Source organism: Pseudoalteromonas sp. SG45-1 (assembly GCF_014164135.1).
Lineage (GTDB): Bacteria > Pseudomonadota > Gammaproteobacteria > Enterobacterales > Alteromonadaceae > Pseudoalteromonas > Pseudoalteromonas distincta.
Map to the genome: position 1 here is coordinate 1 of NZ_JACJEP010000015.1, position 19,525 is coordinate 19,525.

General features: G+C 38.9%; 17 protein-coding genes and 2 tRNA genes. 10 read left to right on the forward strand and 9 right to left on the reverse strand.

The window, feature by feature from the left end; translation table 11 throughout:
• Window positions 1–2: 2 nt before the first annotated feature.
• Together H5117_RS13130 and H5117_RS13135 are read right to left on the reverse strand one after the other, a co-directional pair.
• A tRNA-Tyr gene (locus tag H5117_RS13130) sits at window positions 3–87 on the reverse strand.
• A 49-nt stretch (window positions 88–136) separates the two neighbouring features.
• A tRNA-Tyr gene (locus tag H5117_RS13135) sits at window positions 137–221 on the reverse strand.
• A gap of 112 nt (window positions 222–333) precedes the next feature.
• Between H5117_RS13135 and H5117_RS13140 the strand changes: the two genes are divergently transcribed.
• The 3 genes from H5117_RS13140 to H5117_RS13150 all read left to right on the forward strand — a co-directional run bounded on the left by H5117_RS13140 (window position 334) and on the right by H5117_RS13150 (window position 2,454).
• On the forward strand, window positions 334–861 hold the full coding sequence (locus H5117_RS13140; protein WP_182738261.1) for a VC2046/SO_2500 family protein: 528 nt from the start codon (window positions 334–336) through the stop codon (window positions 859–861).
• Window positions 862–1,040: 179 nt separating this feature from the next.
• Window positions 1,041–1,343, forward strand: a complete 303-nt coding sequence (locus H5117_RS13145) for a DUF6172 family protein (protein WP_002961433.1) — start codon at window positions 1,041–1,043, stop codon at window positions 1,341–1,343.
• Window positions 1,344–1,536: 193 nt separating this feature from the next.
• Window positions 1,537–2,454 (forward strand): diguanylate cyclase, encoded by a 918-nt coding sequence (locus H5117_RS13150; protein ID WP_182738264.1) that lies wholly within the window; start codon window positions 1,537–1,539, stop codon window positions 2,452–2,454.
• A 74-nt stretch (window positions 2,455–2,528) separates the two neighbouring features.
• On the opposite strand, the gene H5117_RS13155 is transcribed toward H5117_RS13150, so the two are convergent.
• The 3 genes from H5117_RS13155 to H5117_RS13165 form a co-directional block, all read right to left on the reverse strand.
• The gene (locus H5117_RS13155; protein WP_182738266.1) at window positions 2,529–3,008 is read right to left on the reverse strand and encodes a YchJ family protein; all 480 of its coding nucleotides are present in this window, start codon (window positions 3,006–3,008) and stop codon (window positions 2,529–2,531) included.
• A gap of 38 nt (window positions 3,009–3,046) precedes the next feature.
• Complete coding sequence (locus H5117_RS13160; RefSeq protein ID WP_182738269.1) at window positions 3,047–3,481, reverse strand: SulA-like leucine-rich domain-containing protein; 435 nt, start codon at window positions 3,479–3,481, stop codon at window positions 3,047–3,049.
• Between the two features lie 298 nt (window positions 3,482–3,779).
• A complete protein-coding gene (locus tag H5117_RS13165) occupies window positions 3,780–4,244 on the reverse strand; it encodes a tetratricopeptide repeat protein (RefSeq protein ID WP_002961427.1) in 465 nt (154 codons plus the stop codon).
• Window positions 4,245–4,362: 118 nt separating this feature from the next.
• On the opposite strand from H5117_RS13165, the gene H5117_RS13170 reads away from it, so the two are divergent.
• Window positions 4,363–5,655: an NCS2 family permease gene (locus H5117_RS13170; protein WP_002961426.1), complete on the forward strand. Its 1,293-nt coding sequence runs from the start codon at window positions 4,363–4,365 to the stop codon at window positions 5,653–5,655.
• Window positions 5,656–5,728: 73 nt separating this feature from the next.
• Here H5117_RS13170 and H5117_RS13175 read toward each other — a convergent pair whose 3' ends face one another.
• Entirely contained in the window at window positions 5,729–6,487 is a 759-nt protein-coding gene (locus H5117_RS13175; RefSeq protein WP_182738272.1) for a hypothetical protein, read from the reverse strand.
• Window positions 6,488–6,811: 324 nt separating this feature from the next.
• On the opposite strand from H5117_RS13175, the gene cysB reads away from it, so the two are divergent.
• Window positions 6,812–7,789 (forward strand): HTH-type transcriptional regulator CysB, encoded by a 978-nt coding sequence (gene cysB / locus H5117_RS13180; protein WP_002961670.1) that lies wholly within the window; start codon window positions 6,812–6,814, stop codon window positions 7,787–7,789.
• 76 nt (window positions 7,790–7,865) lie between these two features.
• Here cysB and H5117_RS13185 read toward each other — a convergent pair whose 3' ends face one another.
• The 3 genes from H5117_RS13185 to pabB form a co-directional block, all read right to left on the reverse strand.
• Window positions 7,866–9,242 carry an L-serine ammonia-lyase gene (locus tag H5117_RS13185; protein WP_182738274.1) on the reverse strand — a complete coding sequence of 459 codons (1,377 nt, stop codon included), beginning with the start codon at window positions 9,240–9,242 and terminating at the stop codon, window positions 7,866–7,868.
• 101 nt (window positions 9,243–9,343) lie between these two features.
• Window positions 9,344–9,919 (reverse strand): CoA pyrophosphatase, encoded by a 576-nt coding sequence (locus H5117_RS13190; protein WP_182738276.1) that lies wholly within the window; start codon window positions 9,917–9,919, stop codon window positions 9,344–9,346.
• Between the two features lie 6 nt (window positions 9,920–9,925).
• Window positions 9,926–11,284 carry an aminodeoxychorismate synthase component I gene (pabB, locus tag H5117_RS13195; RefSeq protein WP_182738278.1) on the reverse strand — a complete coding sequence of 453 codons (1,359 nt, stop codon included), beginning with the start codon at window positions 11,282–11,284 and terminating at the stop codon, window positions 9,926–9,928.
• A gap of 155 nt (window positions 11,285–11,439) precedes the next feature.
• On the opposite strand from pabB, the gene H5117_RS13200 reads away from it, so the two are divergent.
• The 5 genes from H5117_RS13200 to H5117_RS13220 all read left to right on the forward strand — a co-directional run bounded on the left by H5117_RS13200 (window position 11,440) and on the right by H5117_RS13220 (window position 19,497).
• Complete coding sequence (locus H5117_RS13200; protein ID WP_165742758.1) at window positions 11,440–12,966, forward strand: fumarate hydratase; 1,527 nt, start codon at window positions 11,440–11,442, stop codon at window positions 12,964–12,966.
• A gap of 429 nt (window positions 12,967–13,395) precedes the next feature.
• Complete coding sequence (locus H5117_RS13205) at window positions 13,396–14,436, forward strand: Glu/Leu/Phe/Val dehydrogenase (RefSeq protein WP_024595520.1); 1,041 nt, start codon at window positions 13,396–13,398, stop codon at window positions 14,434–14,436.
• Window positions 14,437–14,572: 136 nt separating this feature from the next.
• Window positions 14,573–15,211: a chloramphenicol acetyltransferase gene (locus H5117_RS13210; RefSeq protein WP_182694181.1), complete on the forward strand. Its 639-nt coding sequence runs from the start codon at window positions 14,573–14,575 to the stop codon at window positions 15,209–15,211.
• A 176-nt stretch (window positions 15,212–15,387) separates the two neighbouring features.
• Window positions 15,388–16,212, forward strand: coding sequence for a M90 family metallopeptidase (locus H5117_RS13215; protein ID WP_002961680.1), 825 nt, complete (start codon window positions 15,388–15,390; stop codon window positions 16,210–16,212).
• 105 nt (window positions 16,213–16,317) lie between these two features.
• Window positions 16,318–19,497, forward strand: a complete 3,180-nt coding sequence (locus tag H5117_RS13220; RefSeq protein WP_182738280.1) for an amidohydrolase family protein — start codon at window positions 16,318–16,320, stop codon at window positions 19,495–19,497.
• Window positions 19,498–19,525: the final 28 nt, after the last annotated feature.

Genomic DNA, 19,525 nt, shown 5'->3' on the forward strand with positions numbered 1-19,525 from the left:
AGTGGTGGAGGGAGCTGGATTCGAACCAGCGAAGGCTGAGCCGTCAGATTTACAGTCTGATCCCTTTGGCCGCTCGGGAACCCCTCCACACTAATTTTATTGCATTTGGCCCCACTTAACTTAGCGGTAAGAAAAGTGGTGGAGGGAGCTGGATTCGAACCAGCGAAGGCTGAGCCGTCAGATTTACAGTCTGATCCCTTTGGCCGCTCGGGAACCCCTCCAATGCAACGGCGCTGATAATAGCAAATTGCGTATTTAAGTAAAGAAAAAAGCTAAAGAAAATTGAAATAAAGCCGATAAATATCTATCAGTTACCACAATCGACTAAAGACTATGCAAATAGATGATTTGTTAATCACAGAGAGTCAGTTAAACAGTAGGCTCAATAATAGTGTGCATGAAAATCGCCGTGGCGAATTTTCTCTATTATTAGCGATGCTGTCACATGACGCACTCGACTTTAGCCAATTTCATTTACCAAAAACTGAAATAGATAATTTAGTTATAGAAGAAGAGGCATTAAGAAAGCAATTTGGCGCAGGTCCAAAGCAACTTTTAGCCCCTGATGAATACAATATGTTGGTTGGACAGTTTAATGCATCATTAATATCTCAAGAAGGAGAGCGCTGCGGTATGACAAGTATTAAGCTAAAACAGTGCTTAAGCCCTGAACCACTTGCGATTAGAAATGATGATAAGCATATTCCACTTAATATAATAGATAACTGTGAGCTTGCTGTCAGAAGAAGAATTAAAAGCGAACAAACACAACTAGCGAATCCTCCTATAGATGCAGCTGCTTTTTACGACAGCCTTAATAATGATGCAATACATCAACCACTTCAGCTTATTGCGGTGTGATATATGATTGTAATAATCATCAGTTAATATATGCTTTATAACGGGTCTGCTTTATATATTTGCTAATAATTGATTTAATGAAAAAAAAGCATCCAAAAATTAAATGCAATTGCTATAATGGCGTCAAATGGTATGACATGAAATGCCATTATCATTAAACCAAGGTAATTAGGAACGTAATGAAGAAAACATTCACGCTAAATCACGAGAAAATCAAATACCCTCGTATGGTTGATGCTGCAAAGCACGAAGTGAAAAAATATTTGAAAAGAGAGCGTAATAAAACGCTACCTGAAGATGCTGACTATTGGGCATTTGACTGTAAGTTTGGTAACACAGCTGAAGATGCGCAAGTTGTGCACGTTGCTGAATTAAGTAACCAAATTGGCGAAATTGAAAAGCAAGGTTTGACCTCTTTCTATGTAGAGATTTTAGCTCGACCTGCTCAACGTCAGCAATTAGATTTAGATGATGACGAATAATACTTAACTAAATTAAGTATTCAAAGTTATAAAATGAGCCCAAGTGGCTCATTTTTTGTTTTTATGCAATAAAGATTTACTAAAAAGCATTTTTATTAATAACCAATAAGTAGAATCCCTCTTAATTAACATTTGCATAACAAAATGTGATGCTATAGGCTGTTTTTAATTAAAAAAACAAAACATTTTTACTATGCCAATAAATTACTCTGACCATCAATTAAAACTAAGTTTAAAGAATTCTAAAGTACTTATAGTTGACGATCAGTTATTAAGCTTAATCGTATTAAAAAAAATATTATCTGAGCATTTTAATGTGACAACAGCTGGAAGTGGTGAAGAAGCAATTGAAATTTGTAATGTAAATGTACCCGATATAGTCCTACTCGATATTAGTATGGGTGGAATGAGTGGTATTGATACATGTTTAAAATTAAAAAATAATACTGAAACACAGGATATCCCAGTTATTTTTGTTACATCCTTTGAAAACGAAGAAGAAGAGTGTTGGGAAGCCGGAGCTGTTGATTTTATTAAAAAGCCGATTGTAAAAGAAACACTATTTAGAAGGGTTCGTGCCCATATAACGTTAAAATTACAACACGACTTACTCAATCAAAAAGTATTTTTAGATGATTTAACTAAAGTATTCAATCGCCGTTATTTTGATGCACATTTTTCTAAAATGGAACGAAGCGCCTTACGAGAAAAAGTTGACTATGCATTATTACTCATCGATATAGATTACTTTAAGCAATACAATGATATCTATGGTCATGTGCAGGGGGATACGGTGTTAAACCTAGTAGCACAAACTATTACTAATAGTTTGCAAAGGCCAACCGATTTTGTTGCGCGTTATGGCGGCGAAGAGTTTGTAGTTGTTCTACCGCATACAAGCACTGAAGGTGCAATTTGTGTTGCTGATAAAATTAAACAGAGTGTGGCCGATTTAGGAATATTACACAAACATTCAGAATATGATTTTGTGACTATTAGTATTGGCGGTGCAACCCTACAACCATATGTAAATAACAAAAACACGTTGCAGATCGCAGATGAAAAAATGTATGAGTCTAAAATGCAAGGGCGTAACAAAGTGTGTTTTTAAGTTTAATTAGCTATTAAATCACTCTGCCACTTAAAAACACCTTTTAGGTGATAAATATTAAATAAGATTATTTATTACATGCTATGACATTTTTTGTACTTTTTATTGCTACCGCATGGGCAGTTATCATTTCTGCCTACTTTAATATCTTCAACAGGATATATAGTGCCATCTAAATAACGCCACTTGGAATCTTCTTTAACAAACTGCGACTTTTCGTGAAGCTCACAAAATAAGTTTTGATAAAAGTACTGGGCTTTAAATTCTACATTGCCAGTATTGTCATCATGGCTTGATCCGATTACATCAAGATTTATAAATCGACAGCTGTTAGCAAAATCATTGATTTCTTTAACCGGATTTTCAGCTTGTTTTTCTTTTGCGTAGGTTCGATAAACATATTCTGCATTTTTAATAACATAAGCGCTGAATCGTGAGCGCATAAGTTGTTCAGGAGTGTCAGCTTGCTTTACAGATAAGTGAAGCGGCTCGCAGCAATCGGCATAATTGTGCCCACTGCTGCAAAAACATAATGTGGTATTGAGTGAAGTCATAATAATAATACAGAATCTAAAACATTAGTTTAACAAGCTTATTGAGCGAGTGGTATCTCTGTTGTTTGAGCGTTTTTAGTAAAACAGTATAGTTTTGTATTCGTTTTACTTAAATCGAACGATAGATTTGTAAGTAGTTGGTTATTAACTATATCGGTCCAGGTAATTACCGCTGCAAAGTTTCCATTATTTAACGCAGAATTTAATACATACTCTAAATTTACTAGGTGCTTCTGTCTAATAACAAGTAATTTGCTTGTATCAATAGAGCATGAGTCAAGTAAAGCTTTGCTAGGTACATGATCTGGCGCAATTAGTAACGTCCATGCATTAGAGCTATTGTATTGGTGTAATACTTTTAAAAGCTCAAAGGTCGCTGAAATTTCATCTTCAATTTGGATCAAATTTACGCAATCGCTTTGCTCGTCTTGTTGGTAACTTTTAACTGTTCTTACGGTAATAGGCTGTAACATAATTTCACTCACTGGGTTTTTATACAGTATTCATATACAGTAGTTTATACAGTGCTTTCGTGCAAGCATTTTATGCTATTTATTTGTACAGTTATTCAGCCTTTGATCATTGTTTTTTATTTTTAAATCTATAATTCTTTATTAATCAACTTGTTATAGGCTTGTTTTTGAGGGGGTTGTTTTAAAATAAATTTTTGAGTAGTGTTTTCATTTGTGGGTTTTATACTGTGTAGGAGTATCTTTGTAACTATATACAGTATTTTTCAACACTGTATACAGTACTTATTACTTAGTTAGTTTATGTGTTTTCACTGGTGCGAGGGATCATATGAGAAAACTGGAGTTGGTGGATTTGTTCGTACAAACTTGCTGCATAACATTGAGCATCTTTAAATCGCTTAGTTTCGATATGTTTGCGTATATCTGTAACCGCTGCAGTGGCAGGTGCGTACCCTTGGCTACTCGCTAAGCTCAACCACGCTACAGCATGAAATACACTTTGTGGCACGCCTTCACCTTTTACAAAAAATAAACCTAAATAAAACTGTGCTCTATGGTTTCCTGCCATTGCAGCAAGGCGCATCCATTTTGCAGCCAATGGAGCTTGATTATTTTTTAAATAATATAGGGCTTTATTAATAGTACTTTGCTCATCTTTTTTATTATCAATGGGCGCGGGGCTGCTTTCTGGTTGAGTAACAAAACCTAAAATGTTGTCTAGCTGTTGCTCTAAGTCTTGCTCACAAGGTGTTGTTTTAAGCATATTGGTTCATTTATTATTTTAACTACTTTAACAGTTTAGTATATAGCAAGGTAAAATGTCCTGTAAAAGATAATTTTTATGTTAAAATCTCGTCACTTTTTACTATCACAAGTTTATTATGTTTGAAGCCTTATTTAAACTCAGCGAAAATAACTCAACAGTTAAACGCGAATGCGTTGCTGGCCTAACTACCTTTATCACTATGGTATACATTGTATTTGTAAACCCGGCTATGCTTGCTGAGGCAGGGATGGACCAAGGGGCTGCATTTGTAGCTACCTGTATAGCAGCTGCGATAGGCTGTTTTATAATGGGTTTGTGGGCTAATTATCCATTAGCATTAGCGCCTGGCATGGGACTAAATGCCTTTTTTACGTATGGCGTCGTATTAGGAATGGGTTATACCTGGCAAGCCGCATTAGGGGCTGTTTTTATGTCGGGTTGTATATTTTTATTTTTAAGCTTATTTAAAGTCAGAGAATGGATTATTAATGCCATACCTCTGGTGCTCAAGCGAGCTATCGCAACAGGTATAGGTGCTTTTTTAGCCTTAATTGCCCTTAAAAATGCAGGTATTATTGTCTCAAGCCCAGCAACACTAGTGCAATTGGGCGACATTACTTCCCCAGGCCCATTATTAGCTATATTAAGCTTTTTTGTAATTGCAGCGCTTTTATACCGCGATTTTAAAAGCGGTGTACTTATTAGTATTTTATTAGTGACAGGCATTGCACTAAGTTTAGGGCTAGTTGAATATCACGGTGTTATGGCTATGCCACCATCAATAATGCCTACTTTTATGCAATTAGATTTTGCCGCCGCTTTTGATATATCAATGATGAGTGTTATTTTTGCATTCTTGTTTGTCGATCTTTTTGATACTTCGGGTACATTAGTTGCAGTCACTCAAAAAGCTGGTTTAGCTGATGAAAAAGGTAACATGCCTCGTTTAGGACGCGCACTAAGTGCTGACAGCTCAGCAACAATTGCAGGTGCGATGCTAGGCACGTCTACGACTACATCGTATATAGAATCGGTTGCTGGTGTATCTGTTGGCGGACGTACTGGCTTAACGGCTGTAGTTGTAGGTATTTGCTTTTTACTGATGATGTTTTTTGCACCGCTTGCACAAATGGTACCGGCTTATGCTACGGCAGGTGCTATTTTATATGTCGCTGTACTGATGCTACAAAATTTAAAGTTTGTAAATTGGGATGATATGACCGATGCAATTCCTGTTACTGTAGTATTACTAATGACACCATTAACGTTTTCGATTGCGCACGGTATTGCACTTGGTTTTATATCTTATACGGCGGTTAAAGTTTTGTGTGGTAAGCAAGATCAAATCAGTATTAGTGTTTGGATATTGACAGCCTTGTTTGTTTTCAAGTTTGCATTTTTGTCTTAATGACTAACAAATAGACAAAAAAGCCTGCATAAATTTAATTTGTGCAGGCTTTTTTAATGCTTTTATAAAAGAATTACCATTTCTTTTTAGGAGCAAACAATATATCTAAGTCGTCTTGCTCTTCTTCTGTTTTCTTTTTAAGTGCGCTTGCATTAGAAGCTCTTAGTTCAACACTAATTGCTTCTAAGTAACCTTCAACTTCTTGGCGTTTTGTTGTTACATATTCATCGGTGTATGTAACTGCATTGAGCGTTGCCTGTGCTTTTTCAAAATACTGTCTTGCTGAGCCAACCATACTCGCTGAGCGGGCAGATAAGCCACGTTTTATTTGGCTTTCGATATTAATACGCAGTTGTAGTTTTTCGAGACGTTTATCTTCTAAAACAAAAGCTTGGCTGTCAATACGACCTTTACTATGTTCAGAGCGTAAAATTGAGCGTAATTTTTTAATGCCCTGAATTAGGCCTACAAGTTGCTTGTCATTATTCGGTAGCGTTAGAGCTTCACTGCTATTATCTTGAACGGGATTAGATAAGTGCGTTTTCGCTTCACTTAAGCGGCTTTTAAGTGCTTTAGATGTTTGCGAGTTATTAACCATTGTATTTAAAGCTTCGTAAATACGGCGTTGTAACGTACGAATTAGATTCTCAGACAGGGGTATGTTAGCACTATTCATTAGCGCTTCTTCTGTTTCTTCTATTATAGCTTTTTGTTTTGTTAGCTCTTTGCGGCGTTCCGCTTCTTGTTTTTCTTTGTGTTGTTGTACAGCACTTACCCAAAGTGCAATCACAATCAATGCAACTATAAGCACTATTATAATAGAAACGATCATGGTGTAATTCTCGGATATATAACCTAATTATTTAATCTTACATTAAATATACGTTAACAGGGTAGCTTTGCGCCGATTAACTTAAAAAATACACCAAAAAATTGATAGGTTGAGCTCTTTATAAACCGTAGTCACCCTAAGGGCTTATAAACTAAAGCTGAATAAACATCGCTACCTCAAGCATATTTATTATGCTAGCCTTGAGCTCTAATCAGATAATTGCACACCTAAAGACCTAAAGTGATATTTTACGTAAATAACACTTGGTTTTAAGCGGTATTGCCTTTATAAATAATATGAATAATAACGTTAAAATTTGCAGCCATGAAATTACAACAACTCAGATACATCGTAGAAGTACAAAATCATAAATTAAATGTTTCAGCGACTGCTGAGAGTTTATTTACCTCGCAGCCAGGAATTTCTAAACAAGTACGCATGTTAGAAGATGAGTTGGGTGTACAAATTTTTGGTCGCAGTGGTAAACATTTAACGCATGTAACCGGTGCTGGCGAAGATATAATTAATATTTCTCGTGAAATACTCTCCAAAGTAGAAGGTATTAAAGCCGTTGCTAATGAGCATACGCTACCTGATCAAGGTAAGTTGAATATTGCCACAACACATACCCAAGCTCGTTATGCTTTGCCTAACGTTATTCAAGGGTTTATGAAAAAATATCCTGCGGTATCGCTTCATATGCACCAAGGTACTCCACAGCAAATATCGGATGCTGCAGCACGCGGTGATGCCGACTTTGCTATTGCAACAGAAGCACTGCATTTGTATTCAGATTTAGTTATGCTGCCTTGCTACCATTGGAACCGTAGTATTGTTGTTGCTAAAGACCATCCGCTCGCTAAAAAGGCAAATAGTTTAACTGTTGCTGACATTGCCCAATATCCACTCATTACATATGTATTTGGTTTTACGGGCCGCTCAGAGTTAGATAAAGCATTTAGCGCACACGGACTTGAGCCACACATTGTATTTACTGCAACCGATGCTGATGTTATAAAAACATACGTACGACTGGGTTTAGGAGTTGGTGTTGTCGCTTCAATGGCGATAGATCAAGTGAGCGATACCGATTTAGTGTGTATTGATGCAAGCCACTTATTTGAAGCAAGCACGACCAAAATTGGTTTTAGAAAGGGCAGCTTTTTACGTACTTACATGTATGATTTTATTGAACGTTTTGCACCGCACTTAACTAAAGAGCGCGTAGAGCGAGCAAGCTTGTTACGTAACCAAGATGACGTAGATAAGTTATTTGCAGATATAGAGTTACCCGTTAAATAAGGTGATTGCATTGAACGAACAATAAAAAAGCTGCCTATTTTAAAATAGGCAGCTTTTTCTCTTTATAGCGAGCTGATTAACATTCGATAATATTAACTGCTAATCCACCGCGAGCGGTTTCTTTGTATTTGGTTTTCATATCGTTGCCGGTTTCAAGCATGGTTTTAATCACTTTATCAAGTGATACCTTTTGCTCTCCACTGCCACGAATAGCTAAACGTGAGGCATTAATTGCTTTAATCGCGCCCATTGCATTACGTTCAATACACGGTACTTGTACTAAGCCACCAACAGGGTCGCACGTGAGGCCTAAATTATGTTCCATACCAATTTCTGCTGCGTTCTCTACTTGCACAACATTGCCACCAACAATTTCTGTTAATGCGCCTGCAGCCATTGAGCACGCAACGCCAACTTCACCTTGGCAACCTACTTCAGCACCCGATATAGAGGCATTCTTTTTATATAAAATACCAATAGCAGCGGCCGTTAATAAATAACGTGTGGCTATATCGCGGTCTACTTCTTTCACAAATGTGTGATAGTACATAAGTACAGCCGGTAAAATACCCGCAGCACCATTAGTTGGTGCGGTAACTACACGGCCACCTGCCGCATTTTCTTCGTTTACGGCAAGGGCAAATAAATCAACCCAGTCCATTGCACGAAGTGGGTCGTTACTGACTTCTATATTTAGTTTTAAGTATAAGCTAGGCGCACGGCGCTTTACTTTTAAGCCGCCAGGTAAAATACCTTCTGTACGCATACCACGGTCAATACAGGCCATCATTACTTTCCAGATATGAAACAGCGTGTCTTTTATTTCATCTTCAGTGCGCAGTGTTTTTTCGTTCTTCATCATTAAGCTTGAAACACTAAGCCCTGACTCTTTACACATTTCTAGTAACTCTTTTGCGCTACCAAATGGGAATGGGGCTGGGTTTTCTTCTCTAATATTAAGGGCTGCTTGTTTTTCGTTTTCAAACTCTTCGTCAGTAACAATAAAGCCACCGCCAATAGAGTAATATACTTTGCTGTAAACTTTTTCGCCGTTGTTTGAGGCGATAATTTCCATTGCATTAGAGTGCTTAGGCAGCGTTTTGCGACGATGAAAAACAATAGCGCCTTGTTTTGGAAACTTAGCTTTGTGTGTTTTGTTTAAATAAATAACCTGATCTTGTTCGATGGTCGCTAAAATGTCGTCGACTAAATCGGCATCTATAGTTTCAGGGTCATAACCGGCTAAACCAAGAATTACGGCTTTACCCGAACCATGGCCAACACCTGTTTGACCCAAAGAGCCATAAAGCTCTACTTTAATATCGGTAACATTTGCTAATAATTGTTGTTCTTGTAGGTCATTAACAAATAAGCGTGATGCGCGCATTGGGCCAACGGTGTGTGATGACGAAGGGCCAATACCAATGCTAAACATATCAAATGCACTGATCATAATGTGTGTCTCTACTTTGTTTTATCAGCACGAAGCTGCTCTTTGAACGGTCGAGCATGATAACGTGGAATTGTGATTGTGTAACTATTAATAACGAAGATTTAAACTGGTAAGGCGAGTTGTTTTGTAAAGTTTTTTATAATGTTTGCAGTCGCACCCCAAAGTAAACCATGTGGTGTTTTAAAACCTTGCAAAATAACCGTTTTCCCAAATCGTTGAAAAGGTAAGGGTTGCCAATTAGCTTCGTTATTTAACTCAGTGACAGAGAGTAAAAAGCTCGCTTGTACTTCATTATAGTCATTTTCCCATGTGGTGCCTTTATTAAGTAAACCTACATAGGGGCTAATACTAAAACCCGTTAATGTTGAATACTCAGGTAAGTGACCTATTACATTAACGTTGTTTTGGGCAATATTTAGCTCTTCTTTTAGTTCGCGAAGGGCTGTGGTGCGAAGGGTAATGTCGCTTACTTCAAACTTACCTCCGGGCAAACAAATCTCCCCAGGGTGATGGTGTAAATAAGTAGGGCGTTTACACAGTAATATATGTGCATGATTATCTATATCAATAATGGGCAGAATAACGGCGCTAGCACGTTTTTTACGCGTGTCTTTTAACTGGTTTGGCGCAGCTGTAGGGCTTAACAGAAACCGCGCCATAATGTGTTCACTATTCAAAGCGACCTACTGTTTTAATAAAGGGAGGATTTTATTTACTTTATCGTAAGTTTCTTGATATTCCAATTCGACTTTAGAATCAGCTACTATTCCGCCGCCTGCCCAGCAGTAAATTTGCGCTTTGTGGCACACCAAGGTACGAATAGTGATACTCGTATCCATATTTCCACATGCACTTAAATAACCAATTGAACCACAATAAATGCTGCGGCGATGTGGTTCTAGTTCTTCAATTATTTCCATCGCTCTAATTTTGGGCGCACCGGTGATTGAGCCACCCGGAAAAGCCGCTTTTAACTGATCGACCGCTGTTTTGCCTTCATCAAGTTCTGAGGTTACCGTGCTTACTAAATGATGCACTGCCGGAAAGCTTTCAATAGCAAAAAGGGAAGGGACGTGGACGCTGCCAGGTTTTGCTACTTTGCCTAAGTCGTTACGCAGTAAATCAACAATCATTACGTTTTCAGCGTGATCTTTAGCTGATGCTGCGAGTATTTGGGCTTGGCGTTGATCCTCCAGCGCATCCGCTTTTCGCGGCAGAGTGCCTTTAATAGGTTTGGTTTCTACAACGTTATTATTTACAGATATAAAGCGCTCAGGGGAAATTGATAAAATTGCCCCTTGAGGGTGATTTATAAAGCTCGAAAATGGCGCTTTATTTGCCTCGCGCAGTTTAATATAAGCCGCCCAAGGGGAGCCTTCAAACTGAGCGTTAAAGCGCTGCGCTAAATTAATTTGGTAACAATCGCCACTTTTTAGATACTCCTCAATTTGGGCAAACTTTGCAGCGTATTCCGTTTCGCTCATATTTGATTGCCAGTCGCTGTTTAGGGCAAAGGACTGCGTATTAACTTGGGAGTTAGCGTGTGTATTTAAGTATTGCTCATAAAGCGCTAATCGATCGGTGTTTGGCTGCGATACATAAAACCAGCTTTGTTGCTGCTTGTCGTAAATAAGGGCATCTAAGTAAAGGCCAATAGCCATTTGGGGAAGATTAATATCTTCAATAGCACGAGTGGGGATGTTTTCAATTGTACGCCCTAAGTCGTAGCCAAAGTAGCCAAGCCAGCCGCCGTTAAAGGGTAAATCGTAATCGGCTTTTGTTTTAGCAAGATGCGAAAGCTCATTATTCATAATTTCAAAGCAGTTATCACTACTTTCTATATTATTTAAAAAGCTTTTATTATTTTTTACTTCAAGGGTACTTTGCGGCTCAATAGCAACAATATCAAAACGGCTGTTTATATGATTACTATTTGCAGAATCTAATAGAATTGCATAAGGCAAATGTGAAAAATGCGCAAAAACGTCAATGCAGTTTTGTGTTATGCCTAATTTAATACAATTTTTTTTATTGTTTAGCATTTACTGCCCCTTTAAGAACTGGCTCGAAACGGGCTGGGAGGGTATCATAAGTCAAATTTTTTGGCAGCACTAAGCTGCAAAAAACAGTGCAAACCACCGTCACCGGTTTGATTTAGATTACGCGACAACGCGTAACGGTAACTTAAGGAACCACTATGAGTACAATTTGTCAGCAAGACTTTATTGATAGCATTGAAGATGCATTGCAATATATTTCGTTCTATCACCCACTTGATTTTGTTCAAGCACTCGAAAAAGCGTACAACAAAGAACAAAGTAAAGCGGCTAAAGACGCCATTGCACAAATTTTAATTAACTCACGCATGTCGGCTGAAGGCAAGCGTCCACTTTGCCAAGACACCGGTATTATTACCTGTTTTGTTAAAGTAGGTATGGATGTTAAGTGGGATAAAACAGATTTAACCGTTCAACAAATGGTTGATGAAGGTACTCGTCGTGCATATTTGAATCCAGATAACCCTTTACGTGCATCTATTGTTGCAGACCCTGCTGGTACGCGTAAAAATACTAAAGATAATACGCCTTCGGTTGTGCATATTGATTTAGTAGCGGGTGGAAAAGTAGAAGTAATGGTTGCGGCTAAAGGCGGCGGCTCTGAAAACAAAAGTAAAATGGTTATGTTAAACCCGTCAGATGATGTTGCTGCATGGGTAGAAAAAACACTACCAACAATGGGTGCTGGTTGGTGTCCGCCAGGCATGCTAGGTATAGGTATTGGTGGTACGGCTGAAAAAGCAGCAGTAATGGCTAAAGAGTCGTTAATGGATCCGGTTGATATTCACGAGTTAATAGAACGCGGCGCAGAAACAACTGAAGAAAAACTGCGTTTAGAAATTTTTGACCGTGCTAATAAATTAGGTATTGGTGCACAAGGTTTAGGCGGTTTAACAACGGTTGTTGATGTTAAAATTAAAACAGCACCAACGCATGCAGCTTCAAAACCTGTAGTAATGATCCCAAATTGTGCGGCAACTCGCCATGTACATTTTACGCTTGACGGTTCTGGCCCTGCTAATTTAAAAGCACCTAAACTAGAAGATTGGCCACAAGTAACATTTGAAGTGGGCGAAGGCACACGTCGTGTTGATTTAAATACACTGACTAAAAAAGATGTTCAAGAATGGAAAATGGGTGAAACCGTTTTACTTTCGGGCACTATTTTAACAGGTCGTGATGCAGCGCATAAACGTTTGCAAGATATGATCAACTCAGGTGAAGGTTTACCTGAGGGCGTAGACTTTGATAATAAATTTATTTATTACGTGGGCCCTGTGGATGCGGTACGCGATGAAGCAGTAGGTCCTGCTGGCCCTACAACAGCCACTCGCATGGATAAATTTACCGATATGATGCTAGAAAAAACAGGCATTGTAGGCATGATTGGCAAAGCTGAACGTGGCCCTGCAACGGTTGAGTCTATTAAAGAGCATAAATCTGTTTATTTGATGGCTGTAGGCGGCGCAGCTTACTTAGTATCTAAAGCGATTAAAAAAGCGCGTGTTGTAGCTTTTGAAGATTTAGGTATGGAAGCTATTTACGAATTTGAAGTAGAAGATATGCCAGTGACTGTTGCAGTAGACAGTGAAGGCGCCAATGCGCATACACAAGGCCCTGCTATCTGGAAAGCTAAAATTGAAGAGCTTGATAGCAAGCTAAAATAACGTACGTTTTGTATTTTTAAAAAGCGAGCCTAGTGCTCGCTTTTTTGTTTTTTAAATAGAGTTATTAGCAAGTTTACAGCTCTGACCAGTTTGCGAAAAAGCTTACTTTTTACTGGAAACCTATAGGCAGCGGTACGTAGCGGCCAGGTAGCACTTGTATATTAAACTTTACATGCAACAATTGTATTACGTTCACGTAAACGTAAGTCGGTGTGGTTCTTATATTTATAGTATTTAAAACTTAAAAATGACGGTTTTGTAAATTTTTTATCTATATAAAAGTTTTAATTAGGTTATTTAATTTAAGCTTAATGTTTTCATTGGTTTTATCATCTGTGAGTATAGCGAACACGTATATGAAGTGATAAAGTCTCGGCAATTTCCAGCGCGCATACCCTCTCACGGGTTAACTATTTCGGAGTATTTTAAGTGGCTGTGTTTAATCGAGTTGAATTTGATAACCATGAACAAGTGGTTTTTTGTTCTGATGAAGAGTCGGGTTTAAAAGCAATTATTGCTGTACATAATACCAACCTAGGTCCTGCAGTTGGCGGATGTAGAATGTGGGATTATGCAAACGACGAAGATGCTGTTTATGACGTGCTACGTTTATCAAAGGGCATGACTTATAAAAATGCAGTTGCGCGCTTACCCTTTGGTGGCGGTAAATCTGTAATTATAGGTAATGCGAAAGAAATTAAATCTGAGCAATTATTCCGTGCATTTGGTCGTCAATTAGAGCGATTAAATGGCAGCTATTACTCAGCAGAAGATGTAAACATCACATGTGCTGATGTAGCTATTATGAATAAAGAAACTAATTACGTACTGGGTCTTGAAGGTAAAAGCGGTAACCCATCGCCATTTACAGCATACGGTACTTTTTTAGGAATTAAAGCAGCGCTACAGCATCAACGCGGTCATCAAAATTTTGCAGGTGTGAAAGTGGCTGTTCAAGGTTTAGGTGCTGTTGCTTATGGTTTATGTAAACATTTACATGATGCGGGCGCTGAGTTGTTTGTAACTGATATTAACCAAGCTGCCATTGACCGTGTAGTAAGTGATTTTGGTGCAACTGCGGTTGGCATTGATAACATTTACGACTTAGATGTTGATGTTTATGCACCTTGTGCATTAGGTGCAACCGTTAACGATTTAACGATACCGCGTTTAAAAGCGACTATTATTGCAGGCTGTGCTAACAATCAGCTGGCAGAATCTCGCCACGGTGAAGTTATTCGTGAAAAAGGCATTTTATATGCACCAGATTACGTAATTAACGCCGGTGGTATTATTAATGTTTATTACGAAACAGCGCCAGATGGTTACAGTGCAGCAGCGTCTAATAAACATGTTGAAGGTATTTTTAATACGTTAACTGAAATCTTTGCCCGTAGCGAAAAAGAGCAAAAATCAACGCATTTAATTGCTGACGAATTAGCGCAAGAGATCATTAAAAACGGTCTGTGATCTAAGTTCTAATTTATATAAGGGTGTGCAATTGCACACCTTTTGTTTATCTGTAAGTTAATGCAATTGTTACTGAACAGCGGTACACTTTATTTTTAATTTTGTGCGGCAAATTATGACTCCCTCAACTTCTCTCATGCAGCCCATCGATTTAGATAATTGGCCTAGAAAGCAACACTTTGAATTATTTAAACACTTTTCTCAGCCTTATTTTAATGTGTGTGTGCGTTTAGATGCTCAAGCACTTTACGACTATTGCAAAACCAATCAATTTTCTTTTTTTCAAGCGTATGTATATTGCACCTTAAAAGCGTGCCATGAGTACGATTCAATAATGCTACGTATAATAGATAGTAGGCCATGGTTACTTAATAGTGTTCGCGCAAGTGTGGTTGAGTTGTCTGAAAACGATACGTTTGTTTTTAGTTATTTTAATAGCGCAAGCGATTTTAAAGAGTTTGCAAATCATGCAAGTGACGTAAGCAAAAAAGCGAAACAACAGCCGTTATTTTCTGATGCATTTGCCCAAACAGAAGGGCAGGCCGACTTAATTCATATATCTGTTTTGCCGTGGCTGAATTTTAGTGCGTTTTCGCATGCATTTAGTGAAGGGGAGAGTTTAGGCATTCCTAAATTTGTATTTGGTCAGTTTGATAAACACACAGGTACAATGCCTTTAGCTATCGATGTACACCACTCATTAATGGATGGTTTGCACGTAGCGAAATTTATAAACACATTGCAGGGTACATTTGACTCCTTTTGCAAAGGTTAACTTAAACACGTCATTTAACGGCAGTGCAAAGCAGTAAACAATTTATAAGTAATCTATAAGTAATCTATAAGCAATGCGATGTGAATTACTTTATATTCAAATACATAACCTTATATGCTTGAAAAGCACGTGTGCTGGACATATTTATATACCATACCTTAGCTCAGGAAATCCCCATGATAAATGGACTGTTAATTGTTGTTTTAATTCTTTTTGTGGTGATTTTCTGGCGTTGGCCATCAATTCAAAACCGATTATGGCGCAGTAAATATAAAGACTTTGCTTTAAATTCACAGCAAAAAGATATTTTACTGCGTTGCATGCCCATCTATAAAAAAATGACCGACGCTGACAGAGAAAAGTTAGAGCGACATATTACGTGGTTTTTAAACGAAAAACGCTTTGTCGGTTGTGATGGCTTAAGGCTAACGTCTGCAATGAAGTTAATTGTAGCCGCCGATGCGTGTGTATTAGTGCTTAATAAACCGTGGCCGTTATATAGAAATGTAAAAGAAATTTTATTATACCCAAGTGCTTATTATGCTCCGCAATCAACTCGCGATAGTGCAGGACTTGTGAGTTACCACAATACGGTAAGACTAGGCGAGTCATGGCCTGGCGGCACACTTGTACTCAGTTGGCATGACGTGCTTGAGGGTAACCGCTTGCCAAGTGATGGACATAATTTAGTTTTTCATGAGTTTGCGCATCAACTCGATCAAGAAACAGGTAAAACAACGGGCACACCCATTTTAAAAAGCTCAGCAGATTACAAAGAGTGGGGCCGAGTATTTAGCCGTGCTTTCACCCAGTTAAAAAGTCACGTTGCTTATAGCATGCCGCATGTTATTCACAGCTATGGTGCGACTAACGAAGCTGAGTTTTTTGCTGTACTCACCGAAACCTTCCTCGAAAAACCCGCAGAGCTTCGCCGATACGATCCTGAAATTTATAGCATGCTAGTTAATTACTACCAATTTGACCCTATTGTTTGGCATTAAACCTACATAAACCGCGCTTTATCATATAACGCTGGCAAGTTGGGTTTTTTTTTGTTGCAATCATGTGAAATAGTTTTTACTGCAACAATAACAAGCGAGAAACGCATGAAAAAAATGCTTCATACAGTATTAGCATTGTCGGTGTCATTAGCGATAGGGCAGGTAAATGCCGCCGAAAAAGACGAACAAAAATGGCAAGTAGATTCACCTAAGGGGCAATTTGTTGACGCTGCAATTAGCGTTGAGCAAGGCACATGGATGAATATAGATGTTAGCCCTGATGGTAAAACCGTGGTGTTTGACTTACTTGGCGATATTTACACTATGCCAATGAGTGGTGGTACAGCTACAAAGCTCACCTCTGATATTGCATGGCAAATGCAACCTCGTTTTAGTCCTAGCGGCAAAAGTATTGCGTTTACCTCCGATCAAGGTGGTGGCGATAACATTTGGATAATGGACTTAAATGGCGAAAACCAACACGCTGTTACCGATGAAACCTTTAGATTACTAAATAGCCCTGCATGGAGTCCTGATGGCGACTACTTAGTTGCGCGTAAACACTTTACAGCTAGCCGCTCATTGGGAGCAGGTGAAGTGTGGTTGTATCACAAAGCGGGTGGCAAGGGCGTACAGCTTACAAAACGCGAGAACGATCAAAAAGATTTAGGTGAGCCAATGTTTTCACCTGATGGTCGTTATGTATACTTTTCGCATGATGCAACACCCGGTAAAACCTTTCATTATTCAAAGGATTCTGTAGCGGGCATTTATAAAATTAAGCGCTACGACCGTGAAACGGGTGAAATTGAAACCATAATCGATACGATGGGCGGTGCTATTAGGCCTACACCGTCACCTGATGGAAAAAAACTGGCGTATATAAAGCGTGATGATTTTCAAACTAGTCTTTATTTATATGACTTAACCAGCGGTGAGCACACTAAGCTTTACGATAAGCTTGAGCGAGATATGCAAGAAACATGGGCTATTCATGGTGTATACCCAACCATTGCATGGACACCCGATAATGAAGAACTGGTATTTTGGGCTGGTGGCACAATTCACAAGCTAGATGTTGCAGAGAAATCTGTTAAAACCATTCCTTTTAAAGTGCAAACAAGTAAAAAAATTCAAAAAGCGGTGCGCTTTACACAAAACTTAGATACTGATGAGTTTGATGTAAAAATGCTGCGTAATGTGCAAGTAAGCCCAGATGGCGAAACGGCAATTTTTGAAGCGCTTGGACATATTTATAAACGTGATTTAGAGTCGGGTAAAATTAAGCGTTTAACAAAGCAAACTGATCATTACGAATTATTTCCACAGTACTCTCGCGATGGTAAAAAAATAGTTTACACCACATGGGATGATAACAAACAAGGGTCAGTGAGAGTTGTGTCTGCGCGCAGTGGTCGTGGTGATACAGTTACTAAAGAGCCTGGCAAGTACGTAGAGCCAACGTTTAGCCCAGATGGTAAAACGGTTGTTTATCGAAAAGCCACTGGCGGCAGTATTTTAAACCCTAAGTGGTCACTTAATCCGGGGGTTTATAGCGTAAGCGAAAAAGGCGGTAAAAGTGAGCTTATTTCAAAAAGTGGTTATCAACCACAATTTGGAGATGCAAACGATCGCGTTTTTATAATGAGTCCTTGGCCAAAACCAACGCTTAGCGTAGTTGAGCTTGAAAGTAAAAAAGTTCGCAAACTGTACGAGTCAGAACATGCGACAGAATTTAGAGTATCACCAGATGGGCAATACCTCGCTTTTGCTGAGCGATTTAAAGTATTTGTAACGCCGTTTGTTCAAAGTGGTAAAACAATTAATATTGGGCCTAAAGACAGTCAATTTCCAATAGAGCAGTTATCGGTACGTGCTGGTGAAAACATTAGCTGGAGTGCTAAGAGCAACACGCTTTATTGGACATTAGGGCCTGAGCTTTATCATGCAAGCCTTGAGGGGATGTTTGCCATTAACAAAGCCGAAGATGCCGACTTTAAAGTGAAAAGTGGCGATAATATCGGTTTCAGTAAAAAAATGGCAGAGCCTAAAGGCATGATTGCGCTCACTGGTGCAAAAATTATTACTATGGACGGCGAAAAGGTTATTGAAAATGGTGTTATTATCACCGATGGCAAGCATATCAAAGCAATTGGTACAGCCAGCGAGATAAGCATCCCTAAAGGTGCTGAGGTTATTGATGTAACAGGCAAAACAATTATGCCTGGTATTGTTGATGCTCATGCACATGGCTCGCAAGCAAGCGGTGAAATTATACCTGAGCAAAACTGGAAAAACTTTGCAGGTTTAGCGCTGGGTGTAACTACAATTCACGATCCATCAAACGATACCTCTGAAATATTTACCGCAAGCGAAATGCAAAAGGCAGGCATGATTGTTGGCCCGCGTATTTTCTCAACGGGTACTATTTTATATGGCGCAAATATGCCAGGTTATACGTCGCATATTGACTCGTTAGACGATGCTAAATTTCATTTAGAGCGCCTTAAAAAAGTAGGGGCGTTTAGTGTTAAATCGTATAACCAGCCACGCCGAGAGCAGCGCCAACAAGTTATTGAAGCAGGCCGTGAACTTGAAATGATGGTTGTCCCTGAAGGTGGCTCATTATTACAACATAACTTAAGTATGATTGTAGATGGACACACAGGTATTGAGCATTCAATCCCTGTAGAGAACATATACGACGATATAAAGCAGTTATGGTCGCAAAGTGATGTTGGTTACACACCAACACTTGTAGTGGCTTATGGTGGCATTTGGGGTGAGAACTACTGGTACGATAAAACTGATGTGTGGAATCACCCGCGTTTAAGTAAATTTGTGCCAAAAAATCAATTATTACCACGCTCTATGCGCCGCATTAAAGCGCCCGATCATCACTATAATCACTTTAATAACGCACGCGTTGCTGCTGAGCTGCAAGACCTAGGTGTATTAGTTAACTTAGGTGCGCACGGTCAGCGTGAAGGCTTAGGTGCACACTGGGAGATGTGGATGTTCGCACAAGGCGGAATGACACCGCTTGAGGCAATACGTGCTTCAACACTCGATCCGGCTAAGTATTTAGGGCTTGATAAAAACGTAGGCTCGCTTGAAGTGGGCAAACTGGCTGATTTAATGGTTATAGATGGCGATCCGCTTAAAAATATTCGAGATTCGGATAAAGTAGATTACACCATGATCAATGGTCGACTATTCAATGCAGAGACAATGAATGAAGTGGGTAAAAAAGAACGCGAACCACTTTATTTTGAAGAACTGTAATTTATTTTAAACTTTTTAAAGCGGCTAC